Annotated in this window: 30 protein-coding genes; 16 read left to right on the forward strand and 14 right to left on the reverse strand. The window is 56.0% G+C overall.

Annotated elements, in window-relative coordinates:
* The first annotated feature begins 61 nt into the window (after nt 1–61).
* The 6 genes from BLU89_RS01780 (at nt 62) to BLU89_RS01805 (ending at nt 3,049) form a co-directional block, all read left to right on the forward strand.
* The gene (locus BLU89_RS01780; protein ID WP_074733986.1) at nt 62–394 is read left to right on the forward strand and encodes a hypothetical protein; all 333 of its coding nucleotides are present in this window, start codon (nt 62–64) and stop codon (nt 392–394) included.
* Nucleotides 391–813, forward strand: coding sequence for a DUF6314 family protein (locus BLU89_RS01785; protein ID WP_074733988.1), 423 nt, complete (start codon nt 391–393; stop codon nt 811–813). Before BLU89_RS01780 ends, BLU89_RS01785 begins: the two co-directional genes overlap by 4 nt.
* 75 nt (nt 814–888) lie before the next feature.
* Nucleotides 889–1,476: a biotin transporter BioY gene (locus BLU89_RS01790; protein ID WP_074733990.1), complete on the forward strand. Its 588-nt coding sequence runs from the start codon at nt 889–891 to the stop codon at nt 1,474–1,476.
* Nucleotides 1,477–1,616: 140 nt separating this feature from the next.
* Nucleotides 1,617–2,174 (forward strand): hypothetical protein, encoded by a 558-nt coding sequence (locus BLU89_RS01795; RefSeq protein ID WP_074733992.1) that lies wholly within the window; start codon nt 1,617–1,619, stop codon nt 2,172–2,174.
* A 10-nt stretch (nt 2,175–2,184) separates the two neighbouring features.
* Nucleotides 2,185–2,517, forward strand: a complete 333-nt coding sequence (locus BLU89_RS01800) for a hypothetical protein (protein ID WP_074733994.1) — start codon at nt 2,185–2,187, stop codon at nt 2,515–2,517.
* Nucleotides 2,518–2,713: 196 nt separating this feature from the next.
* Nucleotides 2,714–3,049, forward strand: coding sequence for a hypothetical protein (locus BLU89_RS01805; RefSeq protein ID WP_074733996.1), 336 nt, complete (start codon nt 2,714–2,716; stop codon nt 3,047–3,049).
* Nucleotides 3,050–3,061: 12 nt separating this feature from the next.
* Here BLU89_RS01805 and BLU89_RS01810 read toward each other — a convergent pair whose 3' ends face one another.
* Nucleotides 3,062–4,276 (reverse strand): bifunctional alpha/beta hydrolase/OsmC family protein, encoded by a 1,215-nt coding sequence (locus tag BLU89_RS01810; RefSeq protein ID WP_074733998.1) that lies wholly within the window; start codon nt 4,274–4,276, stop codon nt 3,062–3,064.
* 256 nt (nt 4,277–4,532) lie between these two features.
* Between BLU89_RS01810 and BLU89_RS01815 the strand changes: the two genes are divergently transcribed.
* Entirely contained in the window at nt 4,533–4,727 is a 195-nt protein-coding gene (locus BLU89_RS01815; RefSeq protein WP_074734000.1) for a hypothetical protein, read from the forward strand.
* A gap of 3 nt (nt 4,728–4,730) precedes the next feature.
* Here BLU89_RS01815 and dddP read toward each other — a convergent pair whose 3' ends face one another.
* The gene (gene dddP, locus BLU89_RS01820; protein WP_074736288.1) at nt 4,731–6,074 is read right to left on the reverse strand and encodes a dimethylsulfonioproprionate lyase DddP; all 1,344 of its coding nucleotides are present in this window, start codon (nt 6,072–6,074) and stop codon (nt 4,731–4,733) included.
* A gap of 124 nt (nt 6,075–6,198) precedes the next feature.
* Here dddP and BLU89_RS01825 point away from each other — a divergent pair, with 124 nt between their 5' ends.
* Entirely contained in the window at nt 6,199–6,942 is a 744-nt protein-coding gene (locus BLU89_RS01825) for a heme-dependent oxidative N-demethylase family protein (protein ID WP_074736290.1), read from the forward strand.
* A 36-nt stretch (nt 6,943–6,978) separates the two neighbouring features.
* Here BLU89_RS01825 and BLU89_RS01830 read toward each other — a convergent pair whose 3' ends face one another.
* The 5 genes from BLU89_RS01830 to BLU89_RS01850 all read right to left on the reverse strand — a co-directional run bounded on the left by BLU89_RS01830 (nt 6,979) and on the right by BLU89_RS01850 (nt 11,499).
* On the reverse strand, nt 6,979–7,887 hold the full coding sequence (locus tag BLU89_RS01830; protein ID WP_245709636.1) for a hypothetical protein: 909 nt from the start codon (nt 7,885–7,887) through the stop codon (nt 6,979–6,981).
* A 197-nt stretch (nt 7,888–8,084) separates the two neighbouring features.
* Nucleotides 8,085–8,879 carry a lytic murein transglycosylase gene (locus BLU89_RS01835; RefSeq protein ID WP_074734004.1) on the reverse strand — a complete coding sequence of 265 codons (795 nt, stop codon included), beginning with the start codon at nt 8,877–8,879 and terminating at the stop codon, nt 8,085–8,087.
* Between the two features lie 67 nt (nt 8,880–8,946).
* A complete protein-coding gene (locus BLU89_RS01840; RefSeq protein ID WP_074734006.1) occupies nt 8,947–9,591 on the reverse strand; it encodes an MSMEG_1061 family FMN-dependent PPOX-type flavoprotein in 645 nt (214 codons plus the stop codon).
* A gap of 121 nt (nt 9,592–9,712) precedes the next feature.
* On the reverse strand, nt 9,713–11,119 hold the full coding sequence (gene glnA, locus BLU89_RS01845) for a type I glutamate--ammonia ligase (protein WP_074734008.1): 1,407 nt from the start codon (nt 11,117–11,119) through the stop codon (nt 9,713–9,715).
* A gap of 41 nt (nt 11,120–11,160) precedes the next feature.
* Nucleotides 11,161–11,499: a P-II family nitrogen regulator gene (locus BLU89_RS01850; protein ID WP_074734010.1), complete on the reverse strand. Its 339-nt coding sequence runs from the start codon at nt 11,497–11,499 to the stop codon at nt 11,161–11,163.
* Nucleotides 11,500–11,668: 169 nt separating this feature from the next.
* Between BLU89_RS01850 and BLU89_RS01855 the strand changes: the two genes are divergently transcribed.
* The 3 genes from BLU89_RS01855 to tig all read left to right on the forward strand — a co-directional run bounded on the left by BLU89_RS01855 (nt 11,669) and on the right by tig (nt 16,210).
* The gene (locus tag BLU89_RS01855) at nt 11,669–13,270 is read left to right on the forward strand and encodes an NAD(P)H-hydrate dehydratase (RefSeq protein ID WP_074734011.1); all 1,602 of its coding nucleotides are present in this window, start codon (nt 11,669–11,671) and stop codon (nt 13,268–13,270) included.
* A gap of 298 nt (nt 13,271–13,568) precedes the next feature.
* A complete protein-coding gene (locus tag BLU89_RS01860; protein WP_074736292.1) occupies nt 13,569–14,693 on the forward strand; it encodes a porin in 1,125 nt (374 codons plus the stop codon).
* 185 nt (nt 14,694–14,878) lie between these two features.
* Complete coding sequence (gene tig, locus BLU89_RS01865; RefSeq protein ID WP_074734013.1) at nt 14,879–16,210, forward strand: trigger factor; 1,332 nt, start codon at nt 14,879–14,881, stop codon at nt 16,208–16,210.
* A gap of 96 nt (nt 16,211–16,306) precedes the next feature.
* Here tig and BLU89_RS01870 read toward each other — a convergent pair whose 3' ends face one another.
* The 6 genes from BLU89_RS01870 to rpsF form a co-directional block, all read right to left on the reverse strand.
* Entirely contained in the window at nt 16,307–17,161 is an 855-nt protein-coding gene (locus tag BLU89_RS01870; protein WP_074734014.1) for an acyl-homoserine-lactone synthase, read from the reverse strand.
* A 119-nt stretch (nt 17,162–17,280) separates the two neighbouring features.
* On the reverse strand, nt 17,281–17,982 hold the full coding sequence (locus BLU89_RS01875) for an autoinducer binding domain-containing protein (RefSeq protein ID WP_074734016.1): 702 nt from the start codon (nt 17,980–17,982) through the stop codon (nt 17,281–17,283).
* 278 nt (nt 17,983–18,260) lie between these two features.
* Nucleotides 18,261–18,746, reverse strand: coding sequence for a lytic transglycosylase domain-containing protein (locus BLU89_RS01880; protein ID WP_074736294.1), 486 nt, complete (start codon nt 18,744–18,746; stop codon nt 18,261–18,263).
* Nucleotides 18,747–18,898: 152 nt separating this feature from the next.
* Nucleotides 18,899–19,519: a 50S ribosomal protein L9 gene (gene rplI / locus BLU89_RS01885; protein ID WP_074734017.1), complete on the reverse strand. Its 621-nt coding sequence runs from the start codon at nt 19,517–19,519 to the stop codon at nt 18,899–18,901.
* Between the two features lie 12 nt (nt 19,520–19,531).
* Nucleotides 19,532–19,759, reverse strand: coding sequence for a 30S ribosomal protein S18 (gene rpsR, locus BLU89_RS01890; protein WP_005982441.1), 228 nt, complete (start codon nt 19,757–19,759; stop codon nt 19,532–19,534).
* A gap of 27 nt (nt 19,760–19,786) precedes the next feature.
* Entirely contained in the window at nt 19,787–20,140 is a 354-nt protein-coding gene (gene rpsF / locus BLU89_RS01895) for a 30S ribosomal protein S6 (RefSeq protein WP_074736296.1), read from the reverse strand.
* Between the two features lie 277 nt (nt 20,141–20,417).
* On the opposite strand from rpsF, the gene BLU89_RS01900 reads away from it, so the two are divergent.
* Both BLU89_RS01900 and BLU89_RS01905 read left to right on the forward strand, forming a co-directional pair.
* Nucleotides 20,418–20,927, forward strand: a complete 510-nt coding sequence (locus BLU89_RS01900; RefSeq protein WP_245709638.1) for a hypothetical protein — start codon at nt 20,418–20,420, stop codon at nt 20,925–20,927.
* Nucleotides 20,928–21,055: 128 nt separating this feature from the next.
* Complete coding sequence (locus BLU89_RS01905) at nt 21,056–21,628, forward strand: YceI family protein (protein WP_074736297.1); 573 nt, start codon at nt 21,056–21,058, stop codon at nt 21,626–21,628.
* 58 nt (nt 21,629–21,686) lie between these two features.
* Here BLU89_RS01905 and BLU89_RS01910 read toward each other — a convergent pair whose 3' ends face one another.
* Nucleotides 21,687–22,913, reverse strand: coding sequence for a cytochrome b/b6 domain-containing protein (locus BLU89_RS01910; protein ID WP_074734020.1), 1,227 nt, complete (start codon nt 22,911–22,913; stop codon nt 21,687–21,689).
* A 174-nt stretch (nt 22,914–23,087) separates the two neighbouring features.
* Between BLU89_RS01910 and fabD the strand changes: the two genes are divergently transcribed.
* The 3 genes from fabD to BLU89_RS01925 all read left to right on the forward strand — a co-directional run bounded on the left by fabD (nt 23,088) and on the right by BLU89_RS01925 (nt 25,251).
* Nucleotides 23,088–24,026: an ACP S-malonyltransferase gene (fabD, locus tag BLU89_RS01915; protein ID WP_074736299.1), complete on the forward strand. Its 939-nt coding sequence runs from the start codon at nt 23,088–23,090 to the stop codon at nt 24,024–24,026.
* A 44-nt stretch (nt 24,027–24,070) separates the two neighbouring features.
* Nucleotides 24,071–24,808 carry a 3-oxoacyl-[acyl-carrier-protein] reductase gene (gene fabG / locus BLU89_RS01920; RefSeq protein ID WP_074734022.1) on the forward strand — a complete coding sequence of 246 codons (738 nt, stop codon included), beginning with the start codon at nt 24,071–24,073 and terminating at the stop codon, nt 24,806–24,808.
* Between the two features lie 209 nt (nt 24,809–25,017).
* Nucleotides 25,018–25,251 carry an acyl carrier protein gene (locus tag BLU89_RS01925; protein WP_008756330.1) on the forward strand — a complete coding sequence of 78 codons (234 nt, stop codon included), beginning with the start codon at nt 25,018–25,020 and terminating at the stop codon, nt 25,249–25,251.
* Nucleotides 25,252–25,320 lie beyond the last annotated feature (69 nt).

The following is a 25,320-nucleotide window of genomic DNA, read 5'->3' on the forward strand; positions in this document are numbered from 1 at the left end:
ATGAGGCGTTGGCGCGGGGTTTAGCCGTGCATGCACCAAGGAACAAGGCGCGAGTGCTGGGATGAGACGGTTTGCCCTGATTTTGTTGCTCTGGCCCGGAATTCTGACCGCGGAAGAGTTTCAGCGGCTGACAGGGGATGAAATTCTGGTGGCCCTACTGGGCAAGAAACTCGATTACGGCGAAGGTATCAGTCAGACATTCGAAGACAGTATGCAGACCAGTTACTTTTCAACTCGCCCCAGCACCGGACGTTGGGCGGTACGTTCTGATCGGTATTGTTCTGTCTGGCCGCCATCGGATATCTGGGCCTGCTATGACGTTGAACAAAGTGGCGAGACAATCCGCTTTGTGGATGATGCCGGAGAAACGACAGACGGTACCTACGTCAAGTGAACCTGCCACTGAATATCGAAGATTTCCAAGGGGTTTGGAGCCTCACGCGCCTGATCCGGGATGCGCGTGCGGGACAGCTAATTCAAGCGGATGGACAGGCAGAATTGCAGCTCGACGCGCATGGGTTGACCTATGATGAGACGGTCACACTGCGCATCCCTGGGCAGCCTGCGATGACCGGAACGCGGCGCTATCTTTGGCGCGATGCAGGCGACAAGATCGCCATTCACTTTGATGATGATCGGTATTTTCACGCGCTCAAGCTGGGTCAAACCCGTTCGGACGATCACCACGATTGCCCACCTGACAGCTATGATGCACGATATGACTTCTCGGGATGGCCGCGCTGGACGGTCTGCTGGAAAGTGTCCGGACCGCGAAAATCCTATGAAATGGAAACCAAATACGCGCTACGATAGCGTAATCATCTTGCAGCAACGCCTCGGAACGGGCATTGCTGCATGTGCAAATAAGTCCGAATGTGGAGAAATGAGATGAACGCAAACGTACTGGCCAATGCTTTTGGCCCGCGTGAGGGGACGGCGCTGCGCGTCAAGCAGGTGGCTCTCGTTGCCCTGGGTATCGTTGCATTGGCTGTTGCTGCCAAAATCAAAGTGCCGATGTGGCCGGTTCCGATCACCATGGGCACATTCGCTGTGTTGACCATCGGTACAGCCTATGGCGCGCGCCTTGGCCTGATCACCATGCTGGGTTACCTGCTGGTTGGCGCACTGGGCTTTGACGTATTCGCAGGTTCTTCGGCCGAGAAATTTGGCCTGACCTACATGATGGGCGGCACCGGAGGCTATCTAGTCGGTTACCTGATGGCGACCGTACTGCTGGGTGCACTGGCGGCACGTGGCTGGGACCGTTCGGTCGGCAAGCTGGCGCTGGCGCTGGTGCTGGCCAATGTGCTGATCTATGTGCCGGGCCTGTTGTGGCTGGGTCAGCTTTACGGCTGGGAAAACCCGATCCTGGAATGGGGCCTGACACCGTTCCTCGTGGGTGATGTGATCAAACTGGCGCTGGCGGCGCTGTTGATCCCTGGTCTGTGGAAACTGCTGGGCGACGCACGCACCTGATCCTGCCGCGTCAAACAAGATTACAACCGCGTTCGGAGCGATCCGAGCGCGGTTTTTTGTTGTTAGCAGAACAGGATACTGGACGAATCTGGTCTGTTTGGGCCAACCTGATGCGAGAAAACTGATCAGGTTATTGAGATATGCGAAATTTATTAAGTATGGCGCTGACCGCTTGTGCTGCGACTTGGCTGCTCGGCGCGCCGACGCTGGCGGACACGCCTGTGACCTATACCGACGAAGGGCGGGCCTTGTTCCGCTTTGACGTTCCAGATTTCTGGACCCTGCGGACCGGCGGCCCGCGTGAGATTGAAGATACCGACCTGGGCGACGCCCGCGCCGTTTCGCGCGTCATGGGGATCAAGCCAGTTACCGATGATAATGTCTGGATGGGCTTTGTCTCACCTTCGCGTGTTTCCAGCATTAAGGGGGGGCTGCGCTATCTTGAGGATATCGACAAGTTCCTTGTTAAAGACCCGACCGTGACCAGCACCAGCGATACCCGGATTGGCGGACTGCCCGCTCATGTCGTTCGAGGCACCGGCAATCGGGATGGGCGCGGCGTGAACTTTACTGCAACGGTAATTGATCTGCCGCGTGACCGTGTAGCTATCGGGGTAGCTATCCTGCGGGACGGGGCAGATCCGTCTTATGTTGATGCCTTGAACGCCGTTTTCGTGTCGTTCCGGTCTTTGCAGTAAGGGGGTTCGGATGACTCGCAAAGTTATGAAACGGTCTGTTCTGGCGCTGGGACTCGGAGCCGCAACCTTCACATTGTCAGCCTGCGATGGCGTAACGGTCGGGGTAGGGTATGGCGTGGGTTATGACCCGTACTATGACTCGATGCTGTGGAACGATTACTACCACGATCGCGACGTAGATGTAGACGTGGATATCAATCGGCCCGACAGACCTGACCGCCCAAATCCTCCGGCAAGGCCGAAACCGCCGATCGCCAAACCGCCCTCGCGCCCGCATCCTCCGGTGGCGCGTCCTCCGGCGGCACGACCACCGATCCATCGGCCGTCGCCAAGACGTCGCTGATGGTTCCGGGGCAGCTTGGTCTGCCCCGACAGCAACCCATTTGGTCAGAGGGAATGGCCCCTCAAGCCCGGTTGATTATGTGAATTCCAAGTCTGTGCTAGAATGAAATCTGCGCGGGCTTGGTTCATGAGATCCGTTGTAGCCATCACCTATCGAATGTCATAGCCCGCTCGATCTTTGCCAATAGGAGACGACGATGCTGACAGAAGAACAGCTAAGAGCCATTGCAGCCGCGTTCTGCGGTATCCTGAGTGTGCCCAACATCGATCTGCCGAACCCGTATCGCATCAATCTAAATGCCAAGGCCATTCCCGAAGACATAATTGATGAAATAGAAGATGACATGGGCGAATTTGGCTTTGCCGGCCACCCACGCGGACCGTTTGGAAAAGATATCCGCGATGCCTTTATGGAGATTTCATTTGATCAGAGGGGGTGCGTCTATTCGATTTCGGTTGTTGGTGTGGTCAAGCGCGGTCTTGGCGCAACAAGACGTCGAGAGACGCACTCAACCGAGTGGAAAAATCCCTGATCCAACCGAGTGTCACGACAGAAGTTCAGTTGTGATATGGGCTGAGCCCTCAAGGGTTCTATGCACCGGACATTTATCGGCGATCTCCAGCAGCTTGGCCTTTTGTTCTGCATCCAGCGGGCCTTCCAGCCGGATTTTCCGGCGAAACTGGTCAACCTTGCCTTCGCTCGCCAGCCCGGCATCCTGTGCGTGAACTTTGTCGTGACAGACATCGACCGTGATACCCGTCAGAGGCCAGCGCTTGCGACGGGCATACATTCGAATGGTCATCGAAGTACATGCCCCCAACCCGGAAGACACAAACCCATAAGGTGACATGCCCCGATCCGAACCGCCGTACGAGGCAGGTTCATCCGCGACCGCGTGGTGGCGCGGGCCTGATTGGATGTCTTGCAGGAAACCCGACGGGTCTGCTTCGGTCACGCGGACGACACCTTCCGGAGCGCCGGGCGGCGGTGCCGGAGGGCACAGTTTGACGTAGCGAGAGACCCAGGCCGCGATGACATCGGCTGCATAATCCGCATCCGCCGCGCGTGTGATCAAGTGATCGGCATCGTCGAGTGTGACAAAGCTTTTGGGGTGTTTCGCGGCCAGAAAGATGGTGTTGGCATTGTCGATGCTGACGGTTTCATCGCGCGGTGCGTGCAGGATCAGCAAGGCGGCCTTCAGCTCGGCGATGGACGGGGCGAGCGCGGCTTCCGAGATATCGTCGACAAAAGCCTTGCCAATACGGAATGGGCGCCCGCCCAGGGAGACTTCGGCGCTGCCGTGCGATTGAATCTGGGGCAGGGCGGCATCGAAGTGGTGAGAGACATGCCCTGGGTCCGCCGGAGCGCCAAGCGTGACGACAGCTTTGACCGATGGGATGCCCGCCCGCGCTCTTAAAACAGCCGCACCGCCGAGAGAATGACCTATCAGCAGAGCGGGCGCTAGGTTGCGCCCGGACAGATAGTGCGCAGCGGCGATCAGGTCTTCGACATTCGAGGTGAAGGTCGTATTCGCAAACTCACCATCCGAGTGGCCAAGACCCGTAAAGTCAAATCTAAGAACCGCGATGCCCATAGCCGCCAGCCGCGCCGAGATGCGCCGCGCGGCAGGAATGTCTTTGGAGCAGGTGAAGCAATGCGCGAACAATGCCGTTGCCAGAACCGGCCCGTCCGGCAGATCAAGGCGCGCGGCCAATTGGCTGCCGTCGTGACCGGCGAATGAGATACGTTCGGTGGGCATGATGAATCCTTGGTGATCAGAGTTTCGACAATACTGTGTGCTGCCGGCAGCCGGCTCAACCCATGTGTCAATCGCGTAACGGGAAGGTGAGGGTTCGGGAACCCGTTGAGTGGCCGAGCCTACCTTGCTGCCTCTATTTAGGGTGAAGATTAATTCATCACTTATCTTGATGAAAGTAAGATTAAACATTCATTTTACTTATTTATGAGCGCACCCCAAATTGCAGGTATCCTTCGTAACCAAAGCAGAGGTCAAAATGGCACATATTTCATCTGCACCGCTGAGTCCGAAAATTCGCCCCGGAGTTCTGTTTGCAATTTTGCTGACGGGCGCAATTGGATTTGCGCTGGGTCAAAATTGGCCGTTAGGAAATATCCCTCGGGACACGCTTACCGTCACCGTACCCGAGGATTGGCACGGCAATGTCAGACGGTCAAACTGGCCGAACTAGTGCCTAGCCTGCGCCCATCAACTGTGCGTCGAACGGATATTTTGTGAGGTTTTCGTACCCGTCTTCCGTGATCAAGACTTGATCTTCCAACTTGATCGAGAAGTCGCCGCCAACCTCTCCCACAGCTGCTTCGACGCACAACACCATTCCGGGTTCCAGCGGATAGTCAAACGCCCCCTCGACCGCTTTGTCTGGGTATGCCACCAATGGCCATTCATCGCACAACCCTACTCCATGCATCAGGCAACCGTATTTTTGTGTCTGATACTTTTCGTCCAGCCTGTGCGCATTTGCGGTCAATTCAGGGATCATAACGCCAGGTTTCAACATTTCCATATTGGTCATGATATGTTCGTGCGCGTGCTGCATTGCGTAAATCATATCAGGGCGCGGCGTTTGATCTCCGATCCACCAGGTGCGCGAGATGTCGATGCAAATGCCGTATGATCCAATTAAGTCTGTATCGAACGCTATGATCTCGTTCTGCCTCGTGATACGCGGTCCGCATTCCTGAAACCAGGGATTGGTGCGCTGGCCTGAGGCCAACAGCCGGGTCTCGATCCACTCGCCTCCGCGCCGGATGTTTTCGGCATGTAATACGGCCCAGATGTCATCCTCGGATGTATTTCCATCTCCTACATTGGCGCGTGCGAAGCGCTCCATCTCGGCCACTGCCGTCTCGCAGGCGTGGCTGGCACAGCGCATGGCGAGGATTTCGTCGGGGCCTTTGACAGCGCGGGTTTTCTCGGTAAGCTCTTCGCCCTCCATAACCTCGAACCCCTGCGCCTCAAGCGCGCGCAGTCCGTGCAGCATGATCTTGTCAACGCCGAGCCGCATGTTTCCGCCGCCGTGCTCGCGGATCAACGCGTGCACTTCGTTCGAGAACACATCAGCAGCGATGTCTATTTTGTCGCCCCGGTCGAAATAGAACAGATCCGCACCCGAGCGTTGCTCGCGCACCAGCGGGTTGAATTTCGATAGGAAAGGAGAGTTCTTGTAGTCCCAGATGACCATATACCCGTCCGCACAAACCAGCACGGCCCGGAACGGATTGTGAGTGTTCCAAAGCTGCATGTTAGTACTGTCGGTCGCATAGCGGATGTTGAGAGGGTCAAATAGCAGAATGCCACCCCAGTCCCGATTGACAATTCCCTGCGTCAGTCGTTTCCAGCGATATTCCCGCATCCGCTCCAGATTGGGCAGGCTCAGCCCCGCGGCAGCCCATTCGTCGAAGGCAAGCTGGGTTGGTCCGATCTCGATCCTGTCATTGTCGTTCGGGGTTCCGTCGCCGAGAGTGGGACCCCTGGTCGGGTCAATCTTGCGGGTGTCGCGATAGGGCGTGTTCACGGGCGGGCCTTTCTGCTTGCCTGTCCAGCCTGCAAAGCACAACGCGTTGCGTCTTGATGATTTGCGACCGTCTTCGGGTCGCTTTTTGACCGACAGAGCCGAAGCAGAGTGCTATGCCTCGGTCATGACAGTGATATTGCAGCAAGCCATACCGTATGACCCGCGCGCGCCGAACCCGCTGCCTGGCATAAAGCCGGCCGATCCCACGAACTGGCTGCACCGGGATGACGCCTTTGCCGCCCAAATGCAACGGCGCGCCGACCTGCTGGCAGAGCGTAGATCAGATGTTCTGGCCCAAAGCCCCGAGGCGCTGCAGCCCGCGCGCGAACTGTTGGAATTGGTTCTGCAGCAAGCCTACCCGGATGGGCCCAGCCAAGTTGTTCGGCCCGACGGAGTAAGGGTCGAGATTGACCGGGATCACCCGCTGGAAACGTTGGGCCATTTGGTGCAGGAGGATTTCTGCATTCTGCAAAAGCAAGGGGATGAGCACGTTCTGACTGGCGCGATCCTGTGCTTTCCCGCAAGCTGGATGCTTTCTGAAAAGTACATGCGCCCGCTGATTGCAATCCATGAAACTGTCGATGCCTACGATGACAACATAGCCCGCAGGGTTCAGCGCTTGTTCGATGGCATTCAGCCCGATCGTCCACTGTGGCGGTTCAATGCGCTTTGGTATCATGACGCTGAGCTGTTCCAGCCGCGCAGCATCCATCATCGGCGCGAACCCCGTGACGAATACTCGGCCCGATATCTCCGCAGTGAACGTCAAACTCTTCTGCGTCTACCACAAACCAAAGCTGTGATCTTCGCTATCCATACCTATGTAATGTCAGCCGCGCGGATCGCTGAAATGGAAAACCCCGCCTGATGGCGGGGTCTCCTAGGAGGGTCTTCGGTAATTCGGTTATATGCCAATGACGCTGGCGACCTCGGCAAATGCATTGGTGACGTTCAAGCCATAAATTGCTGCCGTAAAAGACAACACTTGGGTGTTCAGGCGGAAATCCTCACCCCGGATCAGATTGACGGCGGCCAGAGACAGGGCGATCGGCGTCGAAATACTTGCGATCGCACCGGTCATCCCCCAGCTTGTCAATCGCAGAATGTCACTCGGGCGATCTTCCCCATCTTCCGTTTTCTGAAGAACTGCTGCCGGCTTGGGGATCTCGGTTTCGGTGCGAAAAGCGATGCTGAGAAGCTGATCATCGCTCAGTTGGATCGGGCGCGGCTTGGTTTGCTCAACTTCCGCAAGTGCAGGATCTGGATCGGGCAGATCGAGACCCGCAAAGGGGCCACTGACCGCTTCAAAAACCTGTTTGCGGTTTCGGGAACTGCGTGGGGCCATTGAATCAAACGCGCTCATGAATTGTTCGATGGTCAAGACCGTTTTGGGTGACAACCATTCGACACGTCGGGTCGTACAGATGTCGACCATTCGATAAAGGATCACGACGAGCATCAATTCGGAAATTTCGCTGTCGTCGAGCAGTTTCGACACTGGATTAATCGAAATCGTCAGGCGGTTGCCCGGCGGTGTCACGGCGGGGCGCGTCATGGTCTTGAGGCCCGCTGTTCTGTCCATCCGTTCGTGATGGTTGTGATCGGGCTCTGTTGGTTCCGAATCCAGTGTCAGGCGTACAAGATACTGGCTGCTGACGATGCTGGCTTCGGAGGTGCTGAGAATCGTCTTGCGTTCGACCAGATGGCCATAATCCCCGAGCGTGGTCGACACGACCTCGCACAGACGCTCGAGCGTGCCATCCGCAGAGCCATCGAACTGAAGACCACCGTGGTACGTATGTTTCGCAGTCACAGCATGTTCCTTCGCCGTAATAAACTTCACAACAGAGTAACCGGCGAAATGGTGCAAATTTTGACGAAAATGGAGAAAAGTCGATATTTTCGATTATTGATTACGCTTTGGAAACCATAAAAATTGGGGTTTCCTTAATATTGTGTGGCAACAATGTGGCCGAAATCGGGTGCGCCGGGCACAACCCCTGGTTCGCCTCAGTTGTCGATTCGCGCAGCCATAATTGCGATGGATTGTTGGTAGACCGAGGCCGCATTCCACTGCTGTATCACTACGAAATTCGGCTCACCCGGCTGATAGCCACGACCTGCCTTCCACCCTTTCTTACGTAAGAAATTCGCGGTCGAGGCCAGAGCGTCAGTCATGTTGTAGAAGTCGACGCGGCCGTCGCCGGTGGCGTCCACACCATAAGTCAGAGCATTGCCGGGCAGGAACTGTGTGTGACCCAGCTCGCCATGTTTTGCCCCTTTTGTCGCCATCGTGAGACTGCCCTTATCGACCAGTTTCAGGGCGCCGATGGCGTGGGGGATAAAGAACTCGGATCGGCGACAATCATAGGCCAATGTTGTGATTGCGGAAACAACCTGGCTGTCTCCCATGAAGCCGCCAAAGCTGGTTTCCATGCCGTGAATGGCAATCAGTACACCTGCCGGAACGCCGTATTGGCGTTCCAGCGCGGCATAAAATTGCGGGTTGCGGGCTTTGCGTTTGCGTCCCTGCGCAACGATGGTGTTTGCGCCGCGCACCTGCATGAACTTGTCCAGTGAGTATTTAAAGCTCTTCTGATTGCGATCTGCTGAAATGGTCCGCGTGGCGTAGTTTGTTTGCGAGAGTGCCTGCAAGCCCTTTTTCTTTACACCCGCCCGTTTCGCGGTTTTGGCGAAATCAGCTTTCCAAGCCTCGAACCCGCTGCTGGTGTTCCCGCACGGGGCGGACAGGGCCAACGTGGGTGCTAGAAAAGCGAGCGCGGCGAAGCTGAGAATGCGAAACATGGCGAAAATCCGATAGCAGAAAAATCTCCACTCAGACTATGCTGAGTTCAACATGCCGCAAAGTGGTTTAATACAGGTCAAGCTCTCCTGTGCCTTTCAAGCTTACGAACCATTCTTCTGGGGTTTTGTCGATCTTGGCTTGTTTGACCATCATCGTGTTCATGTTGGGCAGATGAGATGACTCTGGCCATTCATCCGGTTGCCACAGGTTTGAACGGATGATGCATTTGGGGCAATGCGCGAAAACGGTCTCTACATGAATCAACAGGGCCAGTTTTGGGGTGTGGCCGCCAAATGCCATCGACGCGAGCAACTCGTGGTCTACACAAATACGTGCCGAACCACGCAGACGCAGTGTTTCCATTTTCCCGGGTACAAAGAATATTACACTGATACGTGGGTCTTTCAGGACATTGTGGAATGTGTCTGTACGCTTGTTTCCGGGACGGTCGGGCAGGGCGATCAGAGTATCTGAGATGACGTGGGTAAACCCTGCCGGGTCTCCGCGCGGAGAGATATCAAGGTACCCGGACGGGTTCGCCGAAGCGATCAAGCAGAAAGGTGAAGATGCGATAAAGTCGCGACACATCTGATCCAGCGCCGAAAGCTCTTTGGCTATTATCTGCGGCAACGGAGCGCCGGTGATCCGCTCAAGTTCCTCGGCTGAGGTCACAAAGTCCGAGAATTGCGAGAATAGCGTATCCTGGGTCATGCGGACTCTCCTGTACTGGCTTTGCCTCAAGTTTGGAGGGCCGCCCGCATTCCGTCAAATGTGATACTAAAAAGGGGCGCCCAATAGGCGCCCCGCGAGAATTTTCGTCGAAAACTTTTGGTCAGCAGCTGTAGTACATTCCGTACTCAACCGGGTGCGGTGTGTGCTCGTAAGTTTCGACTTCTTCCATCTTCAGAGCGATGTAGCCGTCGATCTGGTCTTTGGTGAACACGTCGCCCTGCAACAGGAAGTCGTGATCCGATGCCAGCGCTTCCAGTGCCTCACGCAGGCTGCCGCAGACGGTCGGGATGTCTGCCAGTTCTTCGGCGGGCAGATCGTACAGGTTCTTGTCCATTGCTTCGCCGGGATCGATCTTATTCTTGATGCCGTCCAGGCCGGCCATCAGCAGGGCAGCAAAGCACAGGTAGGGGTTGGCTGCTGGATCGGGGAAGCGGGCCTCGACGCGTTTGGCTTTCGGGCTTTCGGTCCACGGAATACGTACGCAACCCGAACGGTTACGGGCCGAGTAGGCGCGCAGGACGGGGGCCTCAAATCCGGGGATCAGGCGCTTGTAGCTGTTGGTTGCCGGGTTGGTGAACGCGTTCAGAGTTTTGGCGTGTTTGAGGATGCCACCGATGAAATACAAAGCCTCATCCGACAGGTCAGCGTATTTGTCGCCCGCGAACAAGGGCTTGCCGTCTTTCCAGATCGACATGTTCACATGCATACCAGTGCCGTTATCACCATAGATAGGCTTGGGCATGAATGTCGCCGATTTGCCATATGCATGCGCTACGTTGTGGATGACGTATTTGTATTTCTGCAGTTCATCCGCCTGTTTGGTCAGGCTGTCAAAGATCAGGCCCAATTCGTGCTGGCACGACGCCACTTCGTGGTGGTGCTTGTCGACCTTCATGCCAAGGCGTTTCATGGTCGATAGCATCTCGGAACGCAGGTCCTGTGCTTCGTCAATGGGGTTGACCGGAAAGTAACCACCCTTGACACCGGGGCGATGACCCATGTTGCCCATCTCATACTCGGTGTCAGTGTTCCAGGATGCGTCAGTAGCATCAACTTCGAACGATACCTTGTTGATTGTGTTTGAAAAACGAACGTCATCAAACAGGAAGAACTCGGCCTCAGGACCCATGTAGGCAACGTCGCCGATGCCCGAGGATCTCAGGTAAGATTCGGCCTTCTGCGCGGTTCCGCGTGGGTCACGGCTGTACGCTTCGCCTGTGTCCGGTTCAACGATCGAGCAGTGCAGACACAGCGTTTTTTCGGCATAGAACGGATCAATATAGGCCGACGTGGTATCGGCAATCAGTTTCATGTCCGAGTTCTCGATCGACTTCCAGCCCGCGATGGACGAGCCGTCAAACATGAAACCTTCCTCGAGGAAGTCTTCGTCAACCAGATCGACGTCGACGGTTACATGCTGCAGCTTGCCGCGCACGTCAGTGAAGCGAATATCGACATAGGCGACGTCTTCTTCGCGGAGTGTCTTGAGAACTGCGTCTACGCTCATTCCCTTGGTCCTTCTGATAGATATGTTTGTATTCGGTTGAATTAAAGTGCGTCCGAGCCGGTCTCACCGGTGCGGATGCGGATGGCCTGTTCTACGGGGGAGACGAAAATCTTACCGTCACCAATCTTGTCGGTTTTGGCGGCGCCGACGATGGCTTCGATGGCAGCGTCAACCTGATCATCGTCCAGAACGACTTCGACTTTTACCTTGGGCAGAAAGTCGACAACGTATTCAGCCCCGCGATAGAGTTCGGTGTGACCTTTCTGTCGGCCAAATCCCTTGACCTCGATCACGCTGAGACCCTGAACACCTACGTCCTGCAGCGCTTCTTTCACTTCGTCCAGCTTGAACGGCTTGATGATCGCTTCGATCTTTTTCATTCCGGCTTACCTTGCATGGTTGTCACGATGGCAATGATCACGTCTAAGATCATGCGGCAATGGGATGGCGGATTTGGTCGGTGCGTGGTGCAGCGAAATCGGGCGGTGGATGAAATTTTGATCGGCTTGCACAAAATGTAATCAGAAATGAATCGCACGAGGGTTTTAGATGGCGGAATTGCTGACAGCGACACAGATGCGGATGATCGAACGGGCTGCGATTGAGACCGGCCAGGTGACTGGTCTGGAGCTGATGGAGCGGGCCGGGCGAGGCGTTGTCGAGGCGATTTTCGAAGAATGGCCGGAACTGGGGGGCTCTGCCGGTCGCGCGGTTGTGCTGTGCGGGCCGGGTAATAATGGCGGTGACGGCTTTGTGGTCGCACGGTTACTGCGTGAGCAGGGGTGGGAGGTCGAGGCGCTTCTATTCGGTGACCCGGCCAAGCTGCCGCCGGATGCAAAGGTGAATTACGAACGATGGGAGGGGACGACATCAGGCGTAGCCGATTTTGTTCAGGCGAAAATAAAGCATCCTGATCTCTCCATTGATGCGCTATTCGGAACCGGCCTGACGCGGTCAATCGAAGATCAGGCATTGTGGGAACACCTTTGGGTGCATGATGATGCAGAAGATGCGTGGGACATGCGAAGGTGTGGTTCGGGCACTGATATTGTCCCGCCACGTACGGTCGCAATTGACCTGCCGTCTGGTCTTTGCTCGGATTCGGGCAAAGTACTTGGGGGGGCGTTTCCGCAGTATGGTCGCCGTTGCGCCCGATCCGCTCTGACTGTCTCATTCCACGCGCGCAAGCTTGGGCATGTTCTGGGCGAGGGGCCATCCTTTTGTGGTCGGCTGGTCGTGAAAGATATCGGGTTGAGCCTTGAGGTTGACGACGCTGAGATCGTAAAATCTGCCGAACGGCCATCTAGCCCCTCTTTTTGCAAGACGGAACATGCTCATAAATACACGCATGGTCATGCCTTTGTCCTGACCGGTGGAGTGGGCAAAACGGGTGCAGCGCGACTGGCGGCGCGGGGTGCGTTGCGGGTTGGTGCAGGGTTGGTGACGCTAGGTGTCCCTCCATCTGCGCAGATGGAGGTGGCGGGGCAGATTACCGCTCTCATGATACAGCGGATCGAAGGGGGTAAAGATTTATCCGAAACGTTACTGGATGCGCGGTTGAATGCGCTCTGCCTCGGGCCGGGTCTGGGATTGGCGCGCGCGCAGGACTTGGTTCCCGCGGCGCTGGCTTCGCAGCGTTCGGTGGTGCTGGACGCGGATGCGCTGACGGCGTTTGCGGATGAGACCGCAGCGTTACTGGAGCTTCTGCACGGCAAATGTGTTCTAACACCGCACGGGGGCGAGTTTGCCCGGCTGTTCCCGGATATCGCCGAAAAGCTCTCGGCCATGCCAGGCCAGGGGCCTGCCTATTCCAAGGTAGACGCCGTGCGCGCGGCAGCAGCACGGGCGGGTTGTGTGGTTTTGTACAAGGGCCCTGATACGGTGATTGCTGCGCCGGATGGGCAGTGTGCTGTCAACGCAGCGCATTATGAGCGCGCGGCGCCATGGTTGGCGACTGCAGGATCTGGTGATGTTTTGGCAGGATTTATTACTGGTCTTATGGCGCGCGGGTTTCCCCCGATGTGTGCCGCTGTATCTGCCGCATGGCTTCATGTAGAGTGCGCAAGGTATTTTGGGCCGGGATTGATTGCCGAAGATCTGCCGGAACTGGTGCCATCCGTATTCGCACAACCTGATGCCACGGCGCTGTGAGCAAATTTTAGCCGATAGGGGGATAAACCGGCAAGGTTTTGCCGCTCGATCCCAGTGGGTGCATAGCGGATGTTTGCAAGCTGCAACGCGCGACGCCAGAATTGTTTTGCGGGACCGCCGGGCACTCTTTTCGGTTCGGATCAATGCATTGATAACAAAATTTTTTCTTCTAAAGAGTCGGTGCGGCCTGTGGCAGAAATACAATGCTGAACCCAGAAGGTTCAGCGATCATTGGAACCCTTAAACCTCGTGAGCATATCGACAGTATCGGAAACCTGACCAATTAATGGTGAATGACATGACAGTGAAATTTAAGCTGACTTCGATAGCGGCGGCGCTTGTTGCGACGACCGCAATCCCAGCCGCCGCAGAACTGAAATACGAAAACAATACGGGCGGATATGTCCTGCTTTATGGGCAGTTGCATCCGGCTCTGATTTCGGTCGATGACGGAGAAGAGACCGAGACCCGCGTGTTGGACAATGACCTGTCAAACAGCCGGGTCGGGCTTGAATTGTTGCAACCCTTCGGTAGTAACGATTTCACCTTCCGCTTTGAAACCGCGCTTGGACTGCCGAATTCAAGCGAGTGGAACCAGCTGGGCACCGATTTCAGCGGTTGGACCCGTGAAGATATCCGCCATGTCGACTTTGCGTTGGCGGGGGATTGGGGTAAATTCTCGGCCGGTCAGGGCAGCATGGTATCGGATGGAGCCGCAGAAGCGGACCTGTCCTATGTTGGGACCGCACTGTATTCGTTTACCAATGACGAGAATGGTGGATTTTTCTACCGCGGCACTGACGGCCTTCTGAGCGATATCACAGTTGGCGATTCCAGCAGCAACTTTGACGGGGCTCGCCGTGGTCGCGTACGCTATGATACGCCGACATTCAGCGGTTTCACCGGTGGGATTGCTTACGGTCAGAACATTCTGTCCAGCGACGATGACGACGACTACTACGACATCGGCCTGAGGTATAACAACACCTTCGGTGGCGGGGTCGAGTTTGCTGCGGCTCTGGCTTATGCGGTTCGCTCAGCTGACGATGGATCAGGAGACCGCAAAGATACAATCGGTTCGGCCTCGGTTCTGCTGCAAAATGGTCTGAGCTTTACGGTCGCTGCAGGGACGCGCGATAATGATGCGGATGGTGCCTCCGATCCGAATTACTTCTACAGCAAGATTGCGTACGAGGATCAGTGGGTGTCCTGGGGCAAGACCGGCATCGGGATCGACTACTTCTCGGGCTCTGATTTCGAGAACGACGGTTCAAGCACGGACGCATGGGGTATCGCAGTTGTTCAGCGTATCGACAGCATCAATACCGATGCCTACTTGAAATACCGTAATCACGACTTCGAAGATGGTGCTTCGTTCGACAACAACGAAGCCTGGGTGCTGGGTGCCCGCTGGAAGTTCTGATTTCGCAACTCTTTGTTGACAGAACGCCCCGGCCTGCGCCGGGGCGTTTTTTCGTCTGTGATATGGGCAAAACCGGGCTGAAAGGGCCTTTGCCTCTTGCACGCAGGCGGCTGGGCAAATAGAAGGCGTCAAATTTGCCTGGCGCGCCCTATTCGCGCGCCCCGAATCCTATGGGGACTACCATAATGCAGGTTACCGAGACGCTGAACGAAGGTCTGAAACGCGGCTACAACATCGTTGTGACTGCAGCTGAGCTGGACGACAAGGTTAACGAAAAACTGACCGAAGCGCAGCCCGAAGTCGAGATGAAGGGTTTCCGCAAAGGCAAGGTGCCGATGGCGCTGCTGAAAAAGCAGTTTGGCCAGCGCCTGCTTGGCGAAGCGATGCAGGAAACCATCGACGGTGCGATGAACAAGCATTTTGAGGACAGCGGCGAACGACCCGCGCTGCAGCCCGAGGTCAAGATGACCAACGAAGACTGGAAAGAAGGCGACGACGTAGAAGTTGCGATGTCCTATGAGGCGCTGCCCGCGATCCCCGAGGTTGACCTGAAATCGGTCGAGCTGGAGAAGCTGGTTGTTAAAGCCGATGACGCAGCCGTTGAAGAAGCGCTGAACAACCTGGCCGAGACCGCGCAGAACTTCAAAGCGCGCCGCAAGGGTTCGAAAGCAAAAGACGGCGATCAGGTCGTGTTCGATTTTGTCGGCAAGGTTGACGGCGAAGAGTTCGAAGGCGGCTCGGCCGAAGACTATCCGCTGGTTCTGGGTTCGAACAGCTTTATCCCCGGCTTTGAAGAGCAGCTGGTCGGTGCGAAGGCTGAGGAAGAAAAAGACGTCAACGTCACCTTCCCTGAAGAATACGGTGCCGAGCATCTGGCCGGTAAAGACGCCGTTTTCACCTGCACCATCAAAGAGGTGAAAGAGCCCGTCGCCGCCGAGCTTGACGATGAGCTGGCCAAGAAATTCGGCGCCGAGGATCTGGCTGCGTTGAAATCCCAGATTGCTGAGCGTCTGGAAGCTGAATACGCTGGTGCATCGCGCGCGGTCATGAAGCGCGCTCTGCTGGACGCACTTGACGAGAAAGTGTCATTCGACCTGCCGCCGTCGCTGGTTGACGCCGAAGCCAAGCAGATTGCACATCAGCTGTGGCACGAAGAAAACCCTGACGTCGAAGGCCACGATCACCCCGAGATTGAGCCCACCGACGAGCATAACAAACTGGCCGAGCGCCGCGTGCGTCTGGGTCTGTTGCTGGCCGAGCTGGGCCAGAAGGCCGAAGTTGAGGTGTCTGATTCAGAGATGACACAGGCGATTATGACCCAGGCGCGTCAGTACCCTGGTCAGGAACGTCAGTTCTTTGAGTTCGTGCAGCAGAACGCCCAGATGCAGCAGCAGCTGCGCGCGCCGATTTTTGAGGACAAGGTGGTCGACTACGTTTTCGAACTGGCTCAGGTCGCGGACAAAGAAGTCAACAAAGACGACCTGCAGAAAGCCGTTGAGGCACTGGAAGAGGAGTAATCCTCTTCCTTCTCCTTATCCGGAGCCACAATAAAGCGGAGCCGTCTAAAATTAGACGGCTCCGCGTGGGTGGCTTTGTACTATGAGGTGAGGGGGTCAGGCCTCATGAGCAAAAGCACGGGGGGTCTGTAACAGAGCGGTCTTCTGCTCTGGGGTGAATGTGTCAGACAGCGCTTCGATCAGTTTCAGCACTGCTTGTCTTTCATCTTCCGTCTTGGCTGCACTCATCTGTTCGACAAAGTACTTCTCAAGATCAGTAAGTGGTTTGTGATCGCGGTTTGCGGGGCTGATTTTCGAGGCCTTCATAGCCTCGATCATTTCCAGCGCCTTTTCTTCTTCTATAAAGACATCGTGTCGGATGTCCGCAAACTCACGAAGGCCCGAGATACGTTCTTCGGAGCAATCCAGCAAGGCCGCCATGGCCGGGACTTTACCCATCGGAACAGTTTCGCCCACATAGTCGTAGGGCGCACAGTTCGAACGTTTCAGGACGCGGTTCATAACCGGGTCGATCACGGTGATGATGTCCTGAATACCCGCGTTGCGGCAGTATTCCAGAGAACCGATCATCAGCTCACAGGTCGCATAAGAGACTGAGTTCTTCTCTTTACCGCGTGTCAGGCGCTGCGTGTCGACGCAGAATCGGGTGGATTCCCACATGGTGGCGCTGCGCATTGGTGCTTCGCCGCATAAGATATCCGAGAACACATCCGAAAGCATGTGTGGACCAGTGGTCTGGAGTGCACGTACTGCGGCTACGACGTTCCCCTCATCGTCGAGGCCGATTACATATGCAGGATCCAGGTGATCGAACTGGTCGATTTCTTTACCATCTTCGATATTTACGTCCCAACCTAGTCGCCCGCCAAAAACCCGAGCGCGCAGTTCGAACATATCGTCAAGAACTTCGGTGAACAGATGCCTGTTCAGCCCATCAACTACCAAAATCATATTAACCCCCTTCGAGTGATCTGTCTGTGGTTAAGACGTTACTCGTATTCCACAGCGAATCTATTGGGGGTTTCCCGTAATTTTGGCTTTTTTTTGCCAACATTAAGAGGGATTTGGCTTTAGCCTGGGTAAATTAGGCCAATTCCAATGGCGCGGCCGACTGCCTGCGGAGTCGTCAGTGCATTAAGCTTTTCACGCGAAGAACGCAAGTGCACTTCAACCGTGCGATGCGAAATCGACAGGATATCGCCGATATCCTGCTGCGATTTGCCTGCAGCAGCCCATTGCAAGATCTCCAACTCGCGGCTGGAGAGGGTCGGATGATATAGCATCCGGCTGATCGTATCCGACGTCATGACGTTGTCATGAATGTGCACGGCTAACGACTGCAGATCGCTAATCACGCTGGATACCAGCTTTTTCCATTCATCCCGGCTGCACTCACGCGTTGCACTTAGCAGGCCAATATCTCCGTACGGGCCCCGCACCGGTATGGTAATACCCTGATCCGGAATGCCAAAATCATGCGCATCACGGAACACGCGCTGAAAGTCCTTGCCGCGTTCAAGACGACTCCAGTCTACCGGAGCAATGCTGCGTTGGCTCATATGCAAGGTGGGATCGATAAGGTGCAGGCCTTGTTCCTGATAGTGGACCTTCCAATCATCCCCATAGGTCACATGGCCGTGGATAGTACCCGCAGCGGGGTTCATACCCGCATAGGCTGCGTGATCCATTTCGTACTTATCGCAAACCTGACGCAGGAACTCGTCATACCGAGAATCCTGTTCGGGAAGGGTGCTGAGATCAACAATATCCATACGGTAACGACCAGTTAGACCCGAGTGAGCGGGCGGATCCCTTTGACCAGGAAAATGATACTGTCTTCCCTGACGTCAATTAGCACACCACATTTCGTCTATTATGACAAGAACATGTGGTAAATGTCTGCCTTTTATAGGCAAATGTGCCTTTCAGGCACACATTTGCACATCTTCAGCAAGGTTTATCGTCTCAGTTGTAAAGTTGGTCATGGGATTCGCCGTGTCTATCGATTATTATGTGCGTGCAATATAGTGCAAATGCGAACTAAACATGCCTATTCTGTGGCGGAAACCAGACCTGTCTCAACCAACATGCCTCTTGCTTTAGCTTCAGGGTAATAGCCTTTGGCATAGAGGAAGATGGCGCGCTGCTGATCGCCATCGGACAAAAGCCACGCACCGCGAAGGTATTTTCCAGCAAATTCCAGATTGGCATCGGCATCCAGCAGGCCCTCGGCGTTTCCGGTGTAGCCCATTGATCGGGCCGTTGCGGGAAGAATTTGCAACAGGCCATAGTAGGGCCGGTTTACCGCCCAGGGCCGATGTGTACTTTCACGGATGGCCAGCTTGTGCACAAGTTCACGCGGCACTTCGTAATGGTCAGCCCATGTGTTGATCGACGCACGCAGTTCCGATGTTTCATTAGGGTAAAGGGGCGGATCGAAAGTGTCGCCAGCACCGGAATTGTCGGGGCCACCACACGCGGCAAGAGGAGCCATCAACAACAAGGTCAAAACATAGCGGCGAAGGAAGGGGATCATTTGCATACTCCGGATTGCGAAAGGCGATGATAGGAAACCTTCGCCTATCTGCAAGACCAGCAGGGCAATCTGGCCATAAATTGCCTGTTGCCCGGAAAACAGAAAAGGGCCGCGCGATAGCACGGCCCCTTGTCTTTTGAAGTAGCGCTGGATCAGGCTTTGGCTTCGTCTTCTTCAGCCGGAGCTTCTTCGGCAACCAGATCTTCGTCTTCCGAAGCGGCAGAGCCGATGTCGTCGAACAGTTCGGCGATCTCGAATTCAGCAGCGGCTTCTTCTTCAGCAGCCAGTTCCTGAATCGATTTACCCGACGCCTGCAGTTCGGCTTCTTCTTGCGAGCGTGCGACGTTCATTTTGATACCGACTTCAACCTCGGGGTGCAGCTTGACCGCGACCGAGTGCAGGCCCAAATCTTTGATCGGGGCGATCAGGATGACCTGTTTCTTGTCGACGGTGAAGCCTGCTTCGGTTGCAGCGTCCGCGGCGTCACGAGGTGTGACCGAGCCGTACAGAGCGCCGGCATCCGATGCCGAGCGAATCACGATGAACTGCTGACCGTCCAGCTTTTCAGCCAGAGCATCAGCTTCTTTCTTGGTCTCAAGGTTGCGCGCTTCCAGCTGCGCTTTCTGGGCTTCGAATGAGGCGATGTTCGAGTCGGATGCACTCAGCGCTTTGCCTTGGGGCAGCAGGAAGTTGCGGGCGTAGCCAGACTTGACGTCAACGACGTCGCCCATCTGACCCAGTTTCGCAACGCGTTCCAGAAGGATAACTTGCATATCAGTCTCTCCTTACTTCACGGCGTAGGGCAGCAGGGCGAGGAAGCGGGCGCGCTTGATAGCACGGGCCAGTTCACGCTGCTTTTTTGCCGAAACGGCGGTGATGCGCGAAGGCACGATTTTGCCACGCTCAGAGATATAGCGCTGCAGCAGACGGGTGTCTTTGTAATCGATCTTCGGCGCGTTGTCGCCCGAGAACGGGCAGACCTTGCGGCGGCGGAAAAATGGTTTTGCGGCCATGGTTTAAGTCCTTTCGTCAGGCGTGGATCAACGGCGCTCGCGGCGGCCTTCGCGCTCATCGCGCTTTTGCATCTGGACCGAAGGCCCCTCGGGATGCTCGTCGACCTTGATGGTCAGAACGCGCATAACGTCGTCATGCAGGCGCATCAGGCGTTCCATTTCCTGAACCGCGCCCGAGGGGGCATCGGTCTTCAGAAAGGCGTAATGGCCCTTGCGGTTCTTGTTGATCTTGTAAGCCATCGTCTTGACGCCCCAGTACTCGCTTTCGACGACGTTGCCGCCGTTGTCAGCCAGAACGGTACCGAAATGTTCGACAAGGCTTTCTGCCTGCGCGTTGGACAGGTCCTGACGCGCGATCATAACATGCTCATACAGTGGCATGTGCACTCCTGTTTCTATCAAGGCGCATTTCAAAGGCGGGGCCAATTTGTCCTTCGCGACCCTGCCACGAGAGGCTGCGCGGTTCACTTTCTTGCGAAGGATGGCCCCATATACACGTTTGAGCAGGCGGGGCAAGCCCTGCCACATATGCCTCTGTGAAGTCGCCCTATTTCCATTGGTGTGCCCAATTCCTGACGTTTTTCGCCCCGAGGTTGTTCATGAAGTCGGGAAAACCCGGCAACTCGGAAAACGAAGACAGGGCAAGACAATGGCCGTCATGAACACAAATACTTTTGAGCAATCGGCGCCGCGCGCGGCATTCGAAAAATCCGTACCCGTTCTGATCACTTTTGCTCCGAATTGGCGCGCCCGGATGTTTCTTATGAAGGCAGCGGGTGCGTTCCTGATCGTATCGGCCTTTTCGATGTGGCTGATGCCAGGTGGAGTGATGGGCGCCGAGGTCTGGCCGCTGAAACTGGTCGCCTCGCTGATGTTCCTGATCGTTGGTGTCAGCCTGTTGACAATTCAGGTGATGGATTCACGCCCCGACGCATATTTCGATCCGATCCGCCGCGAAGTGCGTATACTTCAGAAGAATGAAAATGGTCGCCCTCAAACTGTTCTGCGCCGCAGCTACGACTCGCTGGGTGGAGCGCGTTTTGCGGACGATCAGGTCGAATTGTTCGATGTCGACGGTAGCCTGCTGATGAAGCTGCCGCTGGAATCGGCGGATGTCGGCTCAGCTCTGAAGGGGCAACTTAGCCAAAACGTAACAATTTTCGCCTGATTTTTATTCTGTTCAAAAAGGAACAGAGTTTGTGAATCAAAAGAACTTGTGTGCCGCCCTTGGGCGGCACATTTTTGTTTGTAAGCAACCCATCCGGTTTGCGAATAAACAAATTTGCGGAGATTGTCATGAAATCCACCCTACTTGCCGCCGCTCTCGCAGTATCGGCGACCACAGCATTTGCCAGCGCAGAAAAATATACACTGGACTCCAGCCACAGCCAGGTTGTCTTCAGCTACAACCATCTTGGATTTTCGACCACGACCGGAATGTTCTCGGGCTTTGAAGGCGAGATCATGTTCGATCAGGAAGACCCCGCCGCGTCGAGCGTTACCGTCTCGATGCCAGTGGTTGAAATGTTCACCGGCTGGAAGCCCCGTGAAGATCACTTTATGACCGAAGATTTCTTTGGTGTGACCGAAGGCGATCTTATCTCTTTCACCTCGACAAGTATCGAAGTGACCGGCGAGAATACTGCCAACATCACAGGTGATCTGACCATGAATGGCGTTACAAAGCCGGTGGTTCTGGATGCCAAGCTGAACCAGGTTGGAGATCACCCGATGGCCAACAAGCCCTGGGCTGGGTTTGATGCCACTACCACGTTGGTACGCAGCGACTTTGATCTTGGCCAGTTCGCGCCGTTCGTGAGTGACGAGGTTGAAGTTCGCATTTCGGTCGAGGCACAGAAAGCCGAATAAACCGGAATTGACAGGTAAGACAGGCCGCCGGAGGTATCCCCTCCGGCGGTTTTTCGTTTCACTCGCCGCGTAACGCGGTGAGGTTCACTCCAACCTTGACGGCTAAGCCCAGCGACTCTTCTGTTGGTTGCGAGGTGCCCACATCAAAGTCCAGCCGGTTAAGGTCAGCAGAACCAACCATCCGAGCAGTGTCGCCTTCCATTTCCAGCGTGAAGGGAAGCACGATATCCAGTGATTTTCCCTTGATGGTCAGAGGCCCGCGTGCCTCAAACCCGGTTTCGGTTTTGAACAGGTCAGCCTTGAACTGAGCGGTCGGGAACTGGGTGTTGTCAAAGAAATCTGCACCCATTGCCTGATCCGTGACCGTGCCAAGACTGAGTGAACCGATGGCAACCGCCACGTCCACTGACCCGGCTAGCCCGGGCTCTGCGGGATCGTCAAAGGCGATCGCCGCAGTCCAATCTGCGAAACTGCCCGTAACCGGGCTTCCTAGCTGGCTGATCGTGATTGACAGCGCGCCGTCCTGAACCTGCCAGTCCGATTGAACCTCGGTCAGTTCCGCCGTGTCAGTCGCAGCGCCCGAATGATGAGAGAATACACCGATCGACCAGCCCCCGATCAGAACCGCTGCCCAAACCGCCACTGCGGCAAAGGCTGGTATGTTCGAGTGTTGCTGTTCGGGCGGTTCGGGGGCGTTTGATATCCCAGGCAGCATACGCCGCAAGGTGCTGTCCTTGTCCACAACGTGGTGCTTTAGGGCGCCAAGAATATGAAGTGCCAGCGATCCGACCAGCACCCACATGAACAGCCAGTGAAGATCGGCAGTAAACTCGGCCAGTGGAACCGACTTTGGTACCAGCGGAAGGTTCTGGCCAAGGGGCCACAGGATCGGAGCAAAGCCCTCGGTTGCGGCGTGATGAATCCAGCCCGAAAGTGGCACCAGTACCAGTGCACCATAGAGCAGCCAGTGAACGGTTTCTGCGGCAAAGGCCTCGGGCTTGTTATCGGCATTCAACAGACCGGGTTTGGTTTGGGTCAACGCCCAGAGGATTCGCGCCAACGCGACGAAAAACACCGTAACGCCGATGGTTTTGTGCAGCGAAAACAGCCGTGCCGCGCGGGCGATGTCATCCTCGGAAGTGGCGATGCTGGGATCATAGATCGCATGAGCCAGATCATTCGCAATCCACCCCAAAGGCAACGCGGTCAGGATAAGCAGGGCGGTAAGCCAGTGAAATACCTTGGTCAAGCCGCCATAGCTGGACTGGGTGTTTTTAAGGGGCATCAGTTACGCTCTCTGGATTACTGGGTTCCCGGATAGGTTAATGGGATGTGGCATGGACACAAGGCAGAGAAATGCACAGCTATGGTGTCCAAATGCAGGGCGCAGGCAATGCTTGTGCCGCGCCGTCAGTCAGTTTACACCCCGCCGCAACCTGACGTCACGCAAGAGGCACCAATGACACGCGCGTTTGTTTTCCCCGGGCAGGGCGCCCAGACCATCGGAATGGGCAAGGCCCTGGCCGAGGCCTATCCCGAGGCCCGTGCCGTTTTTGATGAGGTTGATGAAGCTTTGGGCGAAAAGCTGAGCGGTCTGATCTGGGACGGAGAAATTGCTGACCTGACACTGACGCAGAACGCACAGCCCGCGCTGATGGCGACCTCGATGGCGGCGATGCGCGCGCTTGAGGCAGAAGGCGCTTCGATCTCGATGGCGTCTTATGTGGCCGGGCACTCGCTGGGGGAATACTCGGCGCTGGCCGCTGCCGGCGCATTGACGGTCGCAGATACTGCGCGCCTGCTTCGCACGCGCGGGCAGGCCATGCAAAGTGCTGTGCCGGTGGGCGAGGGCGCGATGGCCGCGATTCTGGGCCTCAACCTTGACGATGTGCGTGCGGTGGCCGAAGAGGCTGCGCAGGGTGAAGTTTGCCAGGCCGCCAATGACAACGATCCGACTCAGGTTGTTGTGTCGGGGGCAAAGGCCGCAGTTGAACGCGCTGCTGAGATTGCCAAGGAAAAAGGCGCTAAACGCGCAATTATGTTGCCGGTAAGTGCTCCATTTCACTGTGCGCTGATGCAGCCTGCGGCAGATGTAATGTCGCAAGCTCTGGCTGCCGTCGAAATCAAGACACCGGCTGTGCCGCTGGTCGCCAATGTTCGGGCTGCAGCTGTGAGCGATCCGGATGTGATCCGGCAGCTGCTGGTCGAACAAGTCACGGGTTCGGTTCGGTGGCGCGAGAGCGTTCAGTACATGGTTGCGCAAAGCGTGACCGAAGCCTGGGAAATCGGCGCGGGCAAAGCGCTGTCTGGCATGATCCGCAAGATTGATCGTGCTCTGACCTGTACAGCGGTCGGGACGCCCGAGGATGTACAAAAAGCCGTTAACCCCGGCGCTTGAACAAAGAACAGTCGCCGGTCTCGGCGGTCAGAGAGGGACTATAGATGTTTGATTTGACAGGTAAGAATGCGCTGATCACTGGTGCTTCGGGTGGAATTGGCGGTGATATCGCCCGCGCGCTCTATGATGCTGGTGCCTCGGTGGGCTTATCGGGTACGCGGGTGGAGCCGCTTCAGGCGCTGGCCGACAGTTTGGGTGAACGTGCGTATGTTCTACCTTGCAACCTGAGTGATTCTGAATCGGTTGAAGCGCTGCCCAAAAAGGCTGCCGAGGCGATGGGTTCGGTTGATATTCTGGTCAACAATGCCGGTATTACCCGCGACAACCTGTTCATGCGCATGTCTGACGAGGAATGGCAGAGTGTGATTGACGTGAACATGACCGCCACGATGAAGCTGTGCAAAGGCGTGATCCGGGGCATGATGAAGGCGCGCTGGGGCCGGATTGTAAATATCTCGTCAGTTGTGGCCGCAATCGGGAACCCGGGGCAGGCCAACTATGCCGCGTCCAAGGCCGGTATGATCGGTTTCTCGAAGGCGCTGGCGCATGAGGTTGCAACCCGTGGCATTACCGTGAACGCGGTGGCCCCCGGCTTTATCACCACAGCGATGACTGAAAAGCTGACCGAAGAGCAAAAGAAAGGTCTGCTGCTCAAAGTTCCAGCCGGCCGTATGGGCGATCCGCAGGAAATTGCTGCCGCCGTGCTGTATCTTGCAAGCCCCGAAGCAGGTTATGTGACCGGAAGCACCTTGCATGTGAATGGCGGTATGGCCATGTTGTAATCGCAATTTGGGGCGGATGCGAAAGCGTTTGCCTTGCGCGTTGTCTGTGCTATAGGCGGCGCGTATGCGCAGGGACCGGTCGAAGGGCCGGTTCTCTGATTTCCCGGGCACCCGGGACCCAAACCGCCCGGAATGGGCAAAACAAGTCCACCCCGAACGGGCAAGGGCAGAACCGGGCGGACAGCCCTGAAATGAAATGAGGAATAGACATGAGCGACGTCGCAGATCGCGTTAAGAAGATCGTTGTTGAGCACCTGGGTGTTGAAGAGGACAAGGTTGCCGAAAACGCCTCGTTCATCGACGATCTGGGCGCAGACAGCCTGGACACCGTTGAGCTGGTAATGGCCTTCGAAGAAGAGTTCGGTATTGAGATTCCGGATGACGCTGCCGAAACCATCCAGACGTTTGGCGACGCGGTCAAATTCATCAGCGAAGCTTCTTAAGCTTCCCCGACTGATAGAAAAGCGGCGCTTCCGGGCAACGGAGGCGCCGTTTTTTTATGCTCTGCCACA

Source organism: Ruegeria halocynthiae, from assembly GCF_900106805.1.
Classification (GTDB): Bacteria; Pseudomonadota; Alphaproteobacteria; order Rhodobacterales; family Rhodobacteraceae; genus Ruegeria; species Ruegeria halocynthiae.